Raw genomic sequence first — 14,418 nt, 5'->3', positions numbered from 1 at the left:
TGGCCGCCTTTTCTGAAAACCGCTTTTCCTGACAACTACTTGCTCAACGCTCCACGCCCATTGCCCGGCGAGCCAAGCTGCGACGCAGCGGCCCTGCCAGGTTCAGGCCGATCAACCCCGCCGCACGGGCATGGCCCAACAGTGGCCAATCGAGCCCAAACAGCCTTACCAAGCCATCGCTGAAACGGATAACGTTAGCGCGGTCACGCTCGCGGCGCTGTTCGAATCGGGCCAGCGTCTCCATCGCCCCTAGGGTAGCCGCTGCGTTCAAGTGATTATCGCCTTTCTCAAAATTGCCCTGCGCCAGCGCTTGAGCCAGGGTGTCAACAAGATCCATCACGCCTCGCAATGCCAGGTTAAAGCCCTGACCTGCCACCGGGTGCAGCGCATGGGCCGCATTACCTAACACCACCAGGCCGGGCCGCACCGGCTCATCTGCGGTAGTGAGTTTGAGCGGATAGACATGGCGGTTGCCCACCCGGGTGAAACGCCCGGCGCGGTCACCAAAGGCCTTTTGCAGCTGGGCGAGAAAATCACTGTCGCTCAGCGCTAACCTGGCCTTTTCGTCCCCGCTGGGGTGCGTCCACACCAGTTCCATGGCATTGCCCGGCAAAGGCAGTAGTGCAATGGGGCCATCCGTTGTGAAACGCTCATAGGCAATGCCTTGATGGGGCTGGCTGACACCTACGTGGGTGATCAGGGCCGTCTGTTGATAGGACGTCTGCGCACTGGGAATACCCAGCTGCTCCTTGAGCCCTGAACGCCCCCCATCGGCCAGCACTGTCAGCCCTGCCACCAGCTCACTGCCATCCGATAGGGTCAGGTGGTGCCCCTCGGCCACGGGTGCCAATTGTTCAACGCGCGCTGGGCAATGCCATTCAAGCGGCAAGCCGCTTAGTTCGTGGTGTAAAACACGCCCTATCCAGGCGTTCGGGATGACATGCCCCAGCGCCTCAACGCCAACGTCTTGCGCATTCAGACGTGTTGCCCCCATCCGCCCCCGCTCACTGATATGAATCCGCCGGATGGGAGAGGCTTCCTGTTGCATCGCCTCCCACACGCCCAGGCGACGAAAGCGCTGCGCCGAACCCTCAGCAATCGCGCTGGCTCGGGCATCAAAACTCGGCTGCCAGACAGGCGGTTCAGCAGCCTCCGGCAAGGCGGTGGCTTCAATCACCGCCACGCGTAACCCATATTGCGTGATCAGCGGTGCCAGCGCACAGCCCAGGCTGGCGCCCACCAGGCCTCCTCCTATAATCACAATATCGTAAGTGACTGCTTGCTCGGACATCGCCATCGTTGCGCCTCTTTAGTATAAAAGCCTCAGCACAAAAGCCTCAGCACATAACCTAAGTTGAAAGGCTCAGGAAAAGACATAAACCATAAAAATCAGCTGCTTATTTCGTAATGTAAATTACATAACAAATAAAACAACCAGCCAACAGCGGTTATTTATTAGCCATCAGGGCCTCAATATCTGCAATCTCTTTGGGTACATGAGAGGTAATTATCTCGTGGCCTTCAGTGGTCACCACTACATCATCTTCGATACGGATACCGATGCTGCGGTAGTCAGCCGGAATATCTTCGTCATCCGGCATGTAAAGCCCTGGTTCAACGGTAATCACCATGCCCGGCTGTAAAGGGCGAGAGGTTTCTGGATCCAGGCGGTAAGCGCCCACGTCATGAACATCCAGACCCAGCCAGTGGGAGGTGGAATGCAGGTAGAAGCGCCGATAGCTTTCATTCTTGATGCACTCATCAAGCTCACCTTCCAGCAGCCCAAGCGCTATTAACCCTTGTGTCAGGTCGCGCACCACACCTTGATGGATCTCATGAAGCGTTGCACCGGGGCAAACAGCCGCAACAGCATTCTTCTGGGCTTCGAGAACAAGGCTGTAAAGCGCCCGCTGGGGTGCGCTAAACACGCCTGAGACAGGGAAGGTTCGGGTGATATCACCAGCATAGAGGGCATATTCAGCGCCAGCGTCTATCAGCACCAGCTCACCTGCCTTGAGCGGGGCAGAATTTTCAATGTAGTGCAGAACACAGGCGTTTGCACCGCTGCCCACAATGGTGCTGTAGGCAGGGCCGCTGCCGCCCTGCCAGACAAACTCATGCTCCAGCTCAGCCTGCAGGTGGTATTCATGCAGCCCAGGTGCGGCTGCTCGCATGGCACGGCAATGAGCCCGCGCCGAGATGGCGGCCGCATGGCGAAGCAAGGTGAGCTCTTCATCTCCCTTGATCAGCCGCATATCATGAATCAAGGGCGCAATATCCAGCCAACCCTGCAGCGTCGGGTGACCACGCCGCTGAGCGGCCTGCGCCTGCTGATAGGCGTCGTCAGCCAAGCCTTGGGCTTCTGGATGCGAGAGGGGGATATAGAGCATTTCACGGCCGCTGAGCAAGGTCTTGAGCTGCTCCTCGCGCTCGGCATTTTCAAACGCCAGCTCAACAGCATGCTCTCGCATAACGCCTTCAGCCCCCAGGCGACGCCCCGTCCAGGCTTCCATGGTGAAGTCACGATCCTGACAGAACACCACGCACTGCCCGCCCTGATCGCTGCCATCAGGCAGTAACACCAGGAGGGCGCCGGGCTCAGTGATCCCGGTCAGGTAATAGAAATCACTATCCTGGCGAAACGGGTATTCGCTGTCGCGCGAACGGGTTACCAAGGAGGCCCCCGGGATCAGGGCTGCCGAATGGCTTGGCAGCTTGTGCATCAATCGAGCACGGCGCGCCTGATAAACCTGTGGCGCAATCGGGGCGGGCGATAACATCAAATCGGGCTGCATAGCGTCTCCAGTCACGTCAGCTTTTCAAAACCTTGCATATTTCCAGCAACCTGAAACCCCTGGCTAATGGGTGGGCGCATCGGCCTGTTCAACCTGCGGCTGGCCGGGGTGCTGTTCGGTATACAGCAACATTGCCGTCATACGCACGTGCTCGGTCAGCGCAAACAGATCGTTTTCATTTTCGGGGCTATCATCAATATCGGCGTCGATCCCCGCAATGGCTGGCATATCATCAAGGGCCTCGCACAAGGCCTGGGACCAGCGCTTACGTGTTTCATCATCTACCACGTCGTCAATGACTTCGTTAAAACCTTGCACCCAGTCCTTGAGGCCTTGCGCCTGCTCAGCCAGTGAAAAAAGCTCATCCGGCAGCAAGGGGGTGTAGTTGAGATCGCTGGCACTCAAAGCCTCCAGCGTCTGCTTGCGCCAACCCAGCAGGCGCTCACCGCTGCTGGTGTCAGCGGGCTGTTCAACGCCCAGACTCAGGCATACCTCTTCCAGCCATGCCGACGCTGAAATATCCCGAAGTGCCAATAGCCCACACAAGCGCCCGTCTAGAAAAGCGGGCGACTGCATGCTGCCATGCAGCAGAAACACATCGGCAATATCAGAAAATTCGTGGCGTTCATCGATCAGGGACATAACAGAATCCATCAGGTGTTGAAGTGTGTGAAAATTGAGCGTGGCACTGCTGCAACAATCGCGTCGGCGCATCTTACTGACGGCGTCGATTGACCCTGCAACAGTGGCTCCTTATAGTTGAGGCTGTACGCATGTTTCCATGCGGTGATATTAACGCATCGGGCCCACGCAGGCCCGCGCCGGAGCTTTCAATGAGTGACGCCAAGCGTCCAACCACGGATATCACCCTGCTAGGGCGACACTACACCATTGCCTGTGATCCGGGTGAAGAGCAGAAACTTGAGCGGGTCGCCCGCTACCTTGACCGTGCCATGCAGGGCATTCAGGCGCAAAGCAGCGTGCTGGGTACCGAACGCGTTGCCATCATGGCTGCGCTCAACATTACCAATGAGCTGTTGGAAACCAAGGACGCCCAGCGCCATTACGAGGCTGATATCACTCGCCTGAGTGAGCGCCTGGAAACTGCGCTAACAAAAAGCCGTGAGCCAGCCAACGGCACCAATAAGCCATCATGACAGCAACAGCGGGTCGCTCCCAAGCGTTTGAGTCAGCAAATTATTGCCTAAAGGTTTCGCAAAATTCACAGCGCATCTTTGGTATCCGAAGCGGCTCTGTTAGGATGGTTGCGTTCCCTGGGGTGTTCGCCAGTCGTTTACGTCCCTTGAGCCTATGCGCAATACCTAGGGGGCCAAATGCTAGCCAGTCCTGTGTGCATGTCCGCGTGACGGAAAGCCTGATGGGCTGGCTGCGGCCACCCACCTGAACCTTTGGGTTCAGGGCCAGAACGACAGCGGCACTCTGGGGAACCTTAAGATGACGTATGATGTAACCCTTGCCTCGCCAACGCTTGCTCAAGAGCCCACTGGCGCCCTGGCAGCAGGTAAAGATAAAACGTCCCTGCGCCGCGAACTCAAGCGCCGCCGGCGAAACCTTTCCATGCAGGCTCAACAGCTCGCCGCCCGGAAATTGTGCGCGCAGCTAAAACAGCTGCCGGAAATTCAGCGCGCCCGGCGCATCAGCCTGTATTTACCGCTCAACGGTGAAATCGACCCTACCCCCTTGCTGCCCTGGTTATATCGGCGTGGGGTTAAGGTTTACCTGCCCGTCTTGCGCCCATTGGCAGACAATACGCTGTGGTTTGTTGCTTACCGGCCAGACACCCCTATGGTGAAGAACCGTTATCGTATCTGGGAACCCGCAGCCCAGTTCAGTGCTCACAGGCGCAATCGCTTACCCCCCTGGGCGCTGGATACCATGCTGGTACCATTAGTCGGCTTTGATGCTAAGGCCAACCGGATGGGAATGGGCGGTGGCTATTATGATCGCACCCTGGCATTTGTTCGTCACCGTCGACCGGCGCCACGCTTGATGGGAGTTGCCCACGCCTGCCAGGAAGTTGACTCACTTCCCGTCGAACCCTGGGATATTCCGCTCAGTGCGATCGTGACAGATCAAGGTGTTATACGCCCAACCCTTCTTCGCACCAGCGACATTCGAGCTAACGAAAGCGTCCGTGTCAGCCAGTAGCCGACACGGACGCCAGAGAAGTTTCCAGAAGAGGGAGCATCCCTACAAGAATGCGGCCTTTATCCAGCTTGTTAGCTGCCGGACAGTGCCTGCGCGTACCCGGTAACCAAGACTCCCAGTACAAAGATCACAAATAATGCCATGATCGTATCCGGCTTTTTACGGCGCATGTTGTCCTTCTCCAAGAATGTTTGCAGTGATTGAACTAACTATTCAAGGACGTTCCACAAAATCCAAGCATAGAAATGCTGGGTGGCTTATCACCAGTGGCGACGACCAATGAATAATGGATAAGAAAGTCCGTTGACTATAGGGCCAATGGGCACCCTCAATCAATGGCCAATTGAGTCTCTGGATGCCCTTAAACGCAGATTTAACTCCAATTAACTTTACCCACATTGTGAGAGAGGCTGTCTCACAAGCAGTCAACTCAAGCTCAGACAGACGTGCTAAGCCATAAACAGGCGATAAGCCGGATTGTCGCTTTCCTTCCAATAGCGGTAACCAATCGCATCCAGGTGCGTTTCAACATTTTTACGGTGGCCATTAGGCACTTGCATGCCTACCAGCACGCGACCATATGCCGCACCATGATTGCGGTAATGAAACAGTGAAATGTTCCAGTCATGGGGTAGCTTGGTCAGGAAGTTCATCAACGCCCCCGGACGCTCAGGAAACTCAAAGCGATAAAGTTCTTCTTCAAAATGCTCGCTGGGGCGCCCGCCTGCCAGATGACGGGTATGCAGTTTAGCCAGTTCGTTTTCGGTCAGGTCTTCCACCTGATAACCAGCCTCTTCCAGCTTTTCGATAACCGCCAGACGGTCTTCTCCCCCCGGTTTGACCTGCACACCCACAAAGATATGCGCTTCACTGGCATTCGAATAGCGATAGCCAAATTCCGTCACCATCCGCTTGCCAAGGGTGCGGCAGAACTTCTTGAAACTGCCGGGCTGCTCATCAATGGTCACCGCCAGAATGGCTTCGCGCTGCTCACCCAATGAGGCGCGTTCGGCAATATGCTGAAGACGATCAAAATTGATGTTGGCCCCGCAGTTGATACACATCAGGGTTTGGCCTTCCACCCCGGTCTGTTGCACGTATTTTTTCAACCCTGCCAGGGAAAGCGCTCCGGATGTCTCGGGAACCGCGCGGGTATCCTCAAAAATATCCTTCACGGCGGCACACATTTCATCGGCATTGACAGTGATCACATCATCCACCAGCCCCTGGATGATGCTGAAAGGCACTTCACCGATCTGGCCAACCGCCACCCCTTCCGCAAAAACCCCCACATGTTCCAGCACCACCCGCTCACCGGCGTCCATGGCAGCCTTGAGGCAGGCGCTGTCTTCTGACTCCACGCCAATCACCTTGATCTCGGGGCGCAGATACTTGACATAGGCCAGCACTCCGGCCAGCAGGCCACCGCCGCCCACCGCTACAAAAATGGTATCAATCGGTTCAGGATATTGGCGCAGCATTTCTACCGCTATGGTGCCCTGGCCCGCAATCACATCAATATCGTCAAAGGGTGGAATATAGGTATACCCATGCTCGGCGATCAGCGTCTGGGCATGCTCGGCGGCAGCGGCAAAGGCATCGCCTTTCAGCACCACCTTGGCGCCCCAGCCGCGCACGGCCTGCACCTTGATCTCGGGGGTAATGCGCGGCATGACAATCACCGCCTTGACGCCCATCTGCTTGGCCGCCATGGCCAGCCCCTGGGCGTGATTACCCGCTGACGCCGCAATCACCCCCTTGGCCTTCTGTTCTTCCGTCAGTTGAGTCATCTTGTTATAGGCGCCGCGAATCTTGAAAGAGTTCACCGGCTGCAAATCTTCGCGTTTTATCAGAATCTTGTTGTTGAAGCGACGTGATAGAAGAGGCGCGGAAGAAATAGGCGTTTCACGCGCAGCGCCGTAAACGCGAGCGTTAAGGATCTTTTTCACTGTAGCTTCAAGCATGGAGGTATCTCGTTGGCGGCTTTTCGGACTGATTTAAGATAAAGCCGATATTGTTAGCAGATTCTGGCCAGTGTCGTCTAGAACTGTTTGAGCCATTATACTGCTGACTCAACAGGCCCTAACCATTTTCAGTTTTTATTGCATCAAAAGGCTCACCATGACCCAGGATGAACTCAAAGCAGCAGTGGCAGATGCCGCTATCAAGGAAATCGAACCATGGCTTGAAAAGGATACCGTGCTGGGCATTGGCACAGGTTCCACGGCCAACCTGTTTATCGACCGCCTGGGACGACTGGGGGACCGCTTCCAGGGCGCTGTTGCCAGTTCTGACGCCAGTGCCAGCCGTCTGAAAGCGCAGGGAATTGACGTACTCGAACTTAACTCTGTGGGCACGCTACCCTTTTACATCGATGGCGCAGACGAAGTGAATGCTCACTTACATATGATCAAGGGCGGCGGTGCTGCCTTGACTCGGGAGAAAATCGTCGCTGCCTGCGCTGAACGCTTTATCTGCATTGCGGATGGCTCAAAGTCTGTGGCTCGATTGGGCGAATTCCCCCTGCCCATTGAAGTGATTCCCATGGCGCGCTCCTATGTGGCCCGCGAGCTTGTCAAACTCGGCGCCGAGCCGGTTTACCGTGAAGGGGTGGTGACGGATAACGGCAACCAGATCATCGACTGCTATGAGTTCATGATTGATGACCCTGAAGCCATGGAAGCTCGCCTGAACAATATTGTTGGCGTGGTGACCAATGGCCTGTTTGCCGCCCGCGGCGCCGATATCCTGTTGCTGGGTACGCCAAAAGGCGTCGAACGCACTGCGCGGCGCTAATCCGGATTTTGCCCCGCCTCCGCTGGCAGTAGCTGAACCAGACCTGCCAGCGTACGCTCAAGCGCGCCGCGCTGCTGTTCGACAACCTGCTGCCCCAGGGCACCTTTGCGCGCCGTCTCCTCGGGGTCATCAAAGGCGGCCACCAGTGCTGCCACAAGCGCCTGCTCATCGGCTACGCTTTCCAGCGCTCCGGCAGCTTGCAGGGGCTTGGCCACATCCTCGAAATTCTCCAGTGACGGGCCACACAGGGTAAAGCGCCCAAGGCTTGCCGGTTCCACCACGTTATGGCCGCCCAGAGGCACCAGACTACCACCCACAAAAGCTAGATCCCCTACAGTGTAGAGCTGCTCCAGTTCACCCAGGGTATCTGCCAGGTACACCTGGGTCTGCGCTGTCACCGGCTGCTGCAGGCTTCGACGCGCCGTTGTACATTGCGCTTTCTCACACAGTTTTGCCACCTCGTCAAAGCGCTGCGGATGACGCGGCGCGAGTATCAACAGCGCCTCAGGGTGGTGGCAGCCAAGCTTGCGATGAGCCGCGAGCAGCACGGCTTCTTCTCCTTCCCGAGTTGAGCCAGCTACCCAGACAGGGCGTTTACAGGTCTCCAGACCCAGCTCACGACGTAAGTACTTACTCTCAGTACCAGTGCCTTTCTGGTGGCTGATTTCAAACTTGAGCGAGCCGACAATCTGCGTTCGATTAGCTGACATGCCGAGTGCCGCAAAACGTTCAGCATCGGCTTGAGACTTGGCTGCCAGCCAGCTGATACGGCGTAAGGTATTGACCATCAGCGGGCGAATTCGCTGGTAACGCTTGAATGCCCGCGGCGACAGACGACCATTGACCACAGCAACAGGTAGGTGGTGTTGATGGCAGCAGGCAATCAGATTGGGCCATAGCTCGGTTTCAAACAGGATGGCCAGCGCAGGCTGCCAGTGGCGCACAAAGCGTTTGGCGCTGCCGGGGAAGTCCAGGGGTATAAAGCGGTGGATTAATCGCGATGACAGGTGAGTGAGCGCTTGCACCTGCTGTGCGCCGCTGGCAGTCATGGTAGTCAACAACAGGTGATGGCGTGGATAACGCGCCAGTAGCGCCTTGATAAGCGGCTGGGCGGCGCGCACTTCACCCACTGAAGCGCAGTGCAGCCAGATATAGGCTTGCCCTGAACGCGCTGACGACTCGATGCCAAGCCGCTGCCGGCGTTGGTAAGTGGGCACCTGCTCACGCCATACCCGCTGCCAGATCAGCGGAGACAGCGCATACAAAGCGGCTGAATAACCTAAACGCGGCCAGTCCATCCTCACCCTTCACGATCCAGTATGGTGGCAATCATTGCCGTGGTGGAAACACCGTCTTCAAAGCCCAGCACTTTGACCTCTCCTCCTCTGGCGCGCACGGCAGCTCCCCCGGCAATCTCATCTGGCTGAATGGTTTCAATCAACCGGCCGATAGTGAACCTGTCGTAAGCGACAAGCTCGACCCCCAATACCGCAGCCAGTAAACTGTACGCTACCAGGTTGGTCATCCAGGTACTACGCCAGGTACTACGCGCCTGATGACAATAACGTCGGAAAGCCCGAACGGTCGGGATCATATTGCACATATCGCCTAGTGCTGACTGCTGAGCGGCAATATGCTTAGGTTGGTCGGGCAAAGAGGGCTTCATGCGCTTAGCGACACTCCAACAGGAAGAAAACCTGATTTTATACGATGCGGACAGTTTATCGGGCGCAGTAGGGTCGCACCAGATTCAGCCCGCATTGTTTACTGCTTCTTACTGGCAACAGCTTGGCCGGATAACCGGCGAAGCACTCGGGCGTGGCAACAGTCTTTTTATACAGCCAGAACCCGATAGCCACCAGGAGTGGGTGATTCGCCACTACCTGCGTGGTGGGCTGATCGCTAAACTGAGCCGCAACCAGTATCTCTGGACCGGACGCGAACGCACCCGCGCCTTTGCTGAAATGCGCCTGAATGCGCATCTTTTTGAACTGGGCCTGCCCGTACCCCGCCCGATTGCCGCCTGGGTCAGTCGCCATGGATTCACCTATGAGGCCGCGCTTATCACACAGCGCATACCTGGCGCCCGGGCACTGGCAGATTGTTTAAACGACCAGCAAATATCGAAGAACACCTTAAGAACCTTGCTCACAAGCGTCGGGCGCATGATTCGCCGCTTCCACGACCATCATTTAGACCATGTGGATCTCAACGCCCGCAATATTCTGATTGATTCACAACACAGGCCCTGGCTGATTGATCTAGACCGTTGCCGGTTACGCCAGCCGGGGATGTGGCAGAACGCAAACTTGGACAGAATTGAACGCTCTTTACACAAATTTAATCCAAGCGTATCGGCCACGCCTATCCTTCAAGGTTACCGTACACCAGACTGATCAACCACAATCGCCCTGCCTCATTCCTAGGGATAATCATAGCGTCATTATTCAGCTCTTCACGTCTGCCTTAAAATGAGATGAATCAATTTGCTATGTTAGAATTCCTGTATCTTGACGGCGCGGCTGCCGAGCACGATTTGCCTTCAGCCACATAAAATAGCACTACCCGGAAAATTAATGATGTGGAACACGATAAAACTGGCTTTCTTCCGCTTTGCAGCCGGCGGTAAAATACCACCACAATGGTTTGAGCCCAACCTGCCCTTGCAACAAAACAGGGCGACTAAAACAGGGCACCTTCAGCTGGAAGTCGTCAGTCACTGCTGGAACTATTCCCACTTTTTGGTTTACCAACTTAGCTCCCTGGTATTATTTCCTCCCCAAAAGCTTGATATCACCATGACGGTGTTCTACAGCCCCGAGGACAAAAAAACAGCCGAGTTGCTGGCTTTCTTCAAGGAACAACAGGTGCCTGGCGTTACCTGGAACTGGCAGCCCATTTCCAGGCAGTCATTGTTTCGGCGAAGCATTGGGCGGAACCGTGCAGCACTGGCAACCACGGCAGATTGGGTCTGGTTCACAGACTGTGACCTTATGTTCCGTGAAAACTGCCTGGACAGCCTGGCTGACAGCCTTCAGGGTCGCCAGGATGCACTGCTTTTTCCACAAGAAGAGCGCACAACCGATCTGCTGGCAGAAAATAATCCCATGCTGCAAACCGGCAACAAGGGGCCACAGGTTTTGGACATTGATACGTCTGCGTTTACGTCTCGAACTATTACCAAAGCCACCGGGCCGTTACAGATTGCTCATGGCGACGTGTGCCGACACGTGGGCTATTGCAAAGCAATCGCATTGTATCAACAACCGGTGGACACCTTTGCCAAATGCCACGAAGATCGCGCTTTTCGCTGGTTACTCCGTAGTCAGGGGGAGCCCATCAACCTGCCTGGCGTCTATCGGATCCGTCATGTTGCTAAAGGGCGCTATAGTGGAAATAAAACGCGCAGTAAATTAAGAAGAATACTACGTGTCTGGCAGTCCCGTTGGCGAGACAAGAAAGAGAGAGACAACAGCGAATGAGCGACAATCAGCGCATGGTGTTTATAACACCCACTTGGGCGGGAGACCTTGATCATTTCCGCGTCATGCGAGCCTCCTTGGAACAATCTCCCCTCGCCGGGTTTGACCATTACGTTGTTGTACAGCATGAGGACGTCGCTCTGTTCGAGGAATTTCGTGGGCGTAGTGGTCTAACGCTTCTCTCCACCCGTGACGTGCTACCTGAATACATAGAACATCGCAGAAACCGTGCACGTCGGCTTTCGCAATGCCTGGGCCGCAAAGTGACCCGAATATGCGGCAGTTTCAAACGCATATTTTCCTGGCCTGTGTGGCCGTCTTACACAGGATGGCATACCCAGCAACTTTGCAAGTTAACGCTTGCTAGTGAGCTTGACTACGATAAAGCCGTTATTATTGATTCTGATGTGATTGTTACCCCAAATGCCAGTTATAAAGACTTTGTCAGTGACATCAGCTACGTATGCTTCGCTGATTGGCAGAATCGCGCTGGATTGAAAGGAAAAGTCAAAAATTGGATCCATGAATCTGAATATCTGATTAATGTAGCTTCGGAAACACCTCAAGTGAATGCGTATTTTGATACCCCTTTTGTATTTGACCGGCAACTACTCTGTAAAGCTCTCACGACCCTCGAATCCAATACCCATAAAGCATGGTATGCTGCCTTGCTGGATCGACCACCGCGTCGATGGTCCGAGTTTGGTATTTACAAGGCATATTTGCTGAAGCAAACACCAAAAATCAGTGTGGACTGGCGTATTCCCTCTTTTTGTCATTACCTGTACGATACTTCTCACCCTCAAACTGTGATTAAAACCGTAAGTGAATTACTTAAAGAGCCCAGTATTCACTATATCACGATTCACTCTCAGGCTAGTGGACGCGAACTTCGGGATGCAAATGCCTATCTTGGGCCGCTTTTATCACTTATACAAAAAGGTGGCTGAACCATGCACACACCTTTTAGACAAACAGTCGCCAGCTTAGCTACCCTCAAAAATCTCAAGTTGGTTGACTGGTTGCCATTATTATTTGCCATTTGGTTATTACTTAGTGTCACAATGCCTGACACTATTTATCGGGCTTTTTTTCATATTCTTATTTATCCATTAACTATTTATTTGATAGCCAATCAAGATAACAAAATTATATGGCAAGATAATTTTATACGGCTTTTTATTATTTTTTGCGGTTATATGGCTATTACCACTTGGTTGGTAGGGAATAACGCTTTATCAGATAACGTCCAGGCATCCCGATGGGGCCTTGAGGCCTTTCTGGGTATGCTCGCTTACTGGATATGGATGCAAACTGTTATATCGCAGCCCCGCCTGTGGGGAAGAGGCTTTTTATTTATTGCATCGGCAGGGGCTTTTGCTGGTCTTTTATCGTCACTTACAGATATATCGGTTACTGCTCGTATCGGCGGCTTAGGTATGATGGAGCACCCGATTCAAGGCGCATCAATAAGCATCATCTTGCTGGCGACAGGATTATTTTTAATCCATGCCAACCAAAAAACCGTTAACCGAGGCGATATTATTTTCACTGTTATTTCGATTATCGCTGTTTGCATTTTTGTAACGCTTAGCCAGAGCCGGGCACCACAGGTGACTTTTTTGGGGTACCTCGTCTTTTTCGGGCTTTTTATCAGCTATCAGTACCGAAGGCCTGCAACGTTCTATCTCGTTGGCGGAATATTTATCGGCTTACTTCTAGCCATTTACTGGTTTATTGGATTTGACCTGCTTTATGAACAATTTAAGGAAAGAGGCACCTCCTATCGCCTGGATATCTGGACTTCCGTCTTTAACCATCCACCAGAATCCTTTCTGTTAGGACATGGCGCAGGCCTTGATTTCAGGCTGACCGATGCAGCAAAAATCGATTTGAATGACTTAGAATTCGAGGTCTATCATCCTCACAATATCTGGCTTGGCGCTTTCATGGATACAGGCATCATCGGAGTTGCCATGCAAGTAGGGCTTTTGGCACTTCCATTAATGGCCATTCTGCGTAGCTCATTTTGCATCGCAAATAAGCTTCATCTTGTTGTCATTCTTGGCCTTTTTGTGCTGTTGACTCTCACGGATGAATACACCTTGTTAATTTCCCCTCACCCAGTCTGGCTAATCGGCTGGATTCCTCTGGTGTTTGTTTGGACGTGGTGTCGCTATAAGCGTGAAGAACAAAGTCACTCCTTACATACCCACAACCACACCAAAGGAATATCAAGATGAGCTTAACGGTCTGCATATTCTCCTTCAATCGAGGGAAATACCTGCGAAACTGTGTCGAGTCTGTTCAACAATGCATTACTGATGCTGAAATTATCATTTTTGATGACTCTAGTGATGACCCTGATACTCAAGAATACCTTGAACAAGCAGCAAAAACCTTTCAGGTTATAGGCCCAAAGGAAGTTGGAACCATTAAGCATGGCGGTCTGTACCACAATATGAATACAGCACTCGAACTTTTCCATGACCGCGAACTGATATGTTTTCTACAGGATGATACCCAGATAGTCCGGCCTGTCTCTAGTCAAGAGCTTGAAGAAATGAAGACATTATTTGACTGCCAACCTACCCTGGGATTTCTGCACCCTTGCTTTATCAGAGGTATCGATTTAAAAAAGCGTCCTGTTATCCCATTGAGCGGGCCAACTACAAATATTTTTTTCCGCCAAGACAGTGGACAAAGTGCTGGCATCTATTATTCTGACCTAGCCGTTTTCAAACCTGACCGGCTCATCAGCGCAGGCTGGCATTTTCAACAATCAGAGCCTGCCAACGATGAACAGGCTAGAACACACTTCGATATGATGGCTTACATGTGGCTTCCATTTGCAATGTGGTTGCCTGAAGTGCCTGCTTATCGTGGTAAGAAAAAAACGCTTGGGTTGCGATTGGCGGAAAAGAAAAAGCGTGTAGGTTTTTACCCCTTCAGACGACTCTCTGACGAAGAAGCTGTCTCAATTCGACATCAGAACCCTCCTCGCTTACCAGTCGCTGAAGACTATCTTGAATGCACTCCTAGTTCGCCACCAAAGCCTTGGACTTACAACCCCTTAACTGGGCTAAAACTGTTTAAAAACATGAACAATATTGAAATCATGTTCCGACGCTGGTTTAAAATTTGATTGACCTGAGCGAAGTCATTGGACTTCTTCT

14 protein-coding genes and 1 other RNA gene are annotated in these 14,418 nt (G+C 53.4%); 9 read left to right on the top strand and 6 right to left on the bottom strand.

Going from position 1 to position 14,418, the window contains the following annotated elements:
- Positions 1-43: 43 nt before the first annotated feature.
- The 3 genes from ubiH to OR573_00125 form a co-directional block, all read right to left on the bottom strand.
- Positions 44-1,297 carry a 2-octaprenyl-6-methoxyphenyl hydroxylase gene (gene ubiH, locus OR573_00135; GenBank protein XGA80110.1) on the bottom strand — a complete coding sequence of 418 codons (1,254 nt, stop codon included), beginning with the start codon at positions 1,295-1,297 and terminating at the stop codon, positions 44-46.
- Positions 1,298-1,448: 151 nt separating this feature from the next.
- The gene (gene pepP / locus OR573_00130; GenBank protein XGA80109.1) at positions 1,449-2,795 is read right to left on the bottom strand and encodes a Xaa-Pro aminopeptidase; all 1,347 of its coding nucleotides are present in this window, start codon (positions 2,793-2,795) and stop codon (positions 1,449-1,451) included.
- A 63-nt stretch (positions 2,796-2,858) separates the two neighbouring features.
- Positions 2,859-3,437: a YecA family protein gene (locus OR573_00125; GenBank protein XGA80108.1), complete on the bottom strand. Its 579-nt coding sequence runs from the start codon at positions 3,435-3,437 to the stop codon at positions 2,859-2,861.
- Positions 3,438-3,628: 191 nt separating this feature from the next.
- On the opposite strand from OR573_00125, the gene OR573_00120 reads away from it, so the two are divergent.
- The 3 genes from OR573_00120 (at position 3,629) to OR573_00110 (ending at position 4,964) form a co-directional block, all read left to right on the top strand.
- Positions 3,629-3,952 carry a cell division protein ZapA gene (locus tag OR573_00120; GenBank protein XGA80107.1) on the top strand — a complete coding sequence of 108 codons (324 nt, stop codon included), beginning with the start codon at positions 3,629-3,631 and terminating at the stop codon, positions 3,950-3,952.
- A 111-nt stretch (positions 3,953-4,063) separates the two neighbouring features.
- Positions 4,064-4,246, top strand: a non-coding RNA gene (gene ssrS / locus OR573_00115) — 6S RNA.
- Between the two features lie 4 nt (positions 4,247-4,250).
- A complete protein-coding gene (locus tag OR573_00110) occupies positions 4,251-4,964 on the top strand; it encodes a 5-formyltetrahydrofolate cyclo-ligase (protein ID XGA80106.1) in 714 nt (237 codons plus the stop codon).
- A 449-nt stretch (positions 4,965-5,413) separates the two neighbouring features.
- Here OR573_00110 and ilvA read toward each other — a convergent pair whose 3' ends face one another.
- Positions 5,414-6,961 carry a threonine ammonia-lyase, biosynthetic gene (ilvA, locus tag OR573_00105; protein ID XGA81784.1) on the bottom strand — a complete coding sequence of 516 codons (1,548 nt, stop codon included), beginning with the start codon at positions 6,959-6,961 and terminating at the stop codon, positions 5,414-5,416.
- A gap of 124 nt (positions 6,962-7,085) precedes the next feature.
- Here ilvA and rpiA point away from each other — a divergent pair, with 124 nt between their 5' ends.
- Positions 7,086-7,760: a ribose-5-phosphate isomerase RpiA gene (gene rpiA / locus OR573_00100; protein ID XGA80105.1), complete on the top strand. Its 675-nt coding sequence runs from the start codon at positions 7,086-7,088 to the stop codon at positions 7,758-7,760.
- Here the strand turns inward: rpiA and waaA are convergent.
- Positions 7,757-9,058 (bottom strand): lipid IV(A) 3-deoxy-D-manno-octulosonic acid transferase, encoded by a 1,302-nt coding sequence (gene waaA / locus OR573_00095; protein ID XGA80104.1) that lies wholly within the window; start codon positions 9,056-9,058, stop codon positions 7,757-7,759. The two genes, rpiA and waaA, sit on opposite strands and share 4 nt — an antisense overlap.
- A gap of 2 nt (positions 9,059-9,060) precedes the next feature.
- Positions 9,061-9,426: a hypothetical protein gene (locus tag OR573_00090; protein XGA81785.1), complete on the bottom strand. Its 366-nt coding sequence runs from the start codon at positions 9,424-9,426 to the stop codon at positions 9,061-9,063.
- Here OR573_00090 and OR573_00085 point away from each other — a divergent pair.
- The 5 genes from OR573_00085 to OR573_00065 all read left to right on the top strand — a co-directional run bounded on the left by OR573_00085 (position 9,425) and on the right by OR573_00065 (position 14,387).
- Positions 9,425-10,156 carry a 3-deoxy-D-manno-octulosonic acid kinase gene (locus OR573_00085; GenBank protein XGA80103.1) on the top strand — a complete coding sequence of 244 codons (732 nt, stop codon included), beginning with the start codon at positions 9,425-9,427 and terminating at the stop codon, positions 10,154-10,156. The two genes, OR573_00090 and OR573_00085, sit on opposite strands and share 2 nt — an antisense overlap.
- Before the next feature lie 180 nt (positions 10,157-10,336).
- Positions 10,337-11,242, top strand: a complete 906-nt coding sequence (locus OR573_00080) for a glycosyltransferase family A protein (GenBank protein ID XGA80102.1) — start codon at positions 10,337-10,339, stop codon at positions 11,240-11,242.
- The gene (locus OR573_00075; protein XGA80101.1) at positions 11,239-12,192 is read left to right on the top strand and encodes a DUF6492 family protein; all 954 of its coding nucleotides are present in this window, start codon (positions 11,239-11,241) and stop codon (positions 12,190-12,192) included. The genes OR573_00080 and OR573_00075 overlap by 4 nt, the downstream gene beginning before the upstream one ends.
- A gap of 3 nt (positions 12,193-12,195) precedes the next feature.
- Positions 12,196-13,485, top strand: a complete 1,290-nt coding sequence (locus OR573_00070; protein XGA80100.1) for an O-antigen ligase family protein — start codon at positions 12,196-12,198, stop codon at positions 13,483-13,485.
- Positions 13,482-14,387: a glycosyltransferase gene (locus OR573_00065; protein ID XGA80099.1), complete on the top strand. Its 906-nt coding sequence runs from the start codon at positions 13,482-13,484 to the stop codon at positions 14,385-14,387. The genes OR573_00070 and OR573_00065 overlap by 4 nt, the downstream gene beginning before the upstream one ends.
- Positions 14,388-14,418 lie beyond the last annotated feature (31 nt).

The organism is Halomonas sp. CH40, assembly GCA_041875495.1.
Taxonomy (GTDB): domain Bacteria; phylum Pseudomonadota; class Gammaproteobacteria; order Pseudomonadales; family Halomonadaceae; genus Vreelandella.
Note: the sequence above shows the minus strand (reverse complement) of the source record. Positions and strands in the feature narration are given on the sequence as shown.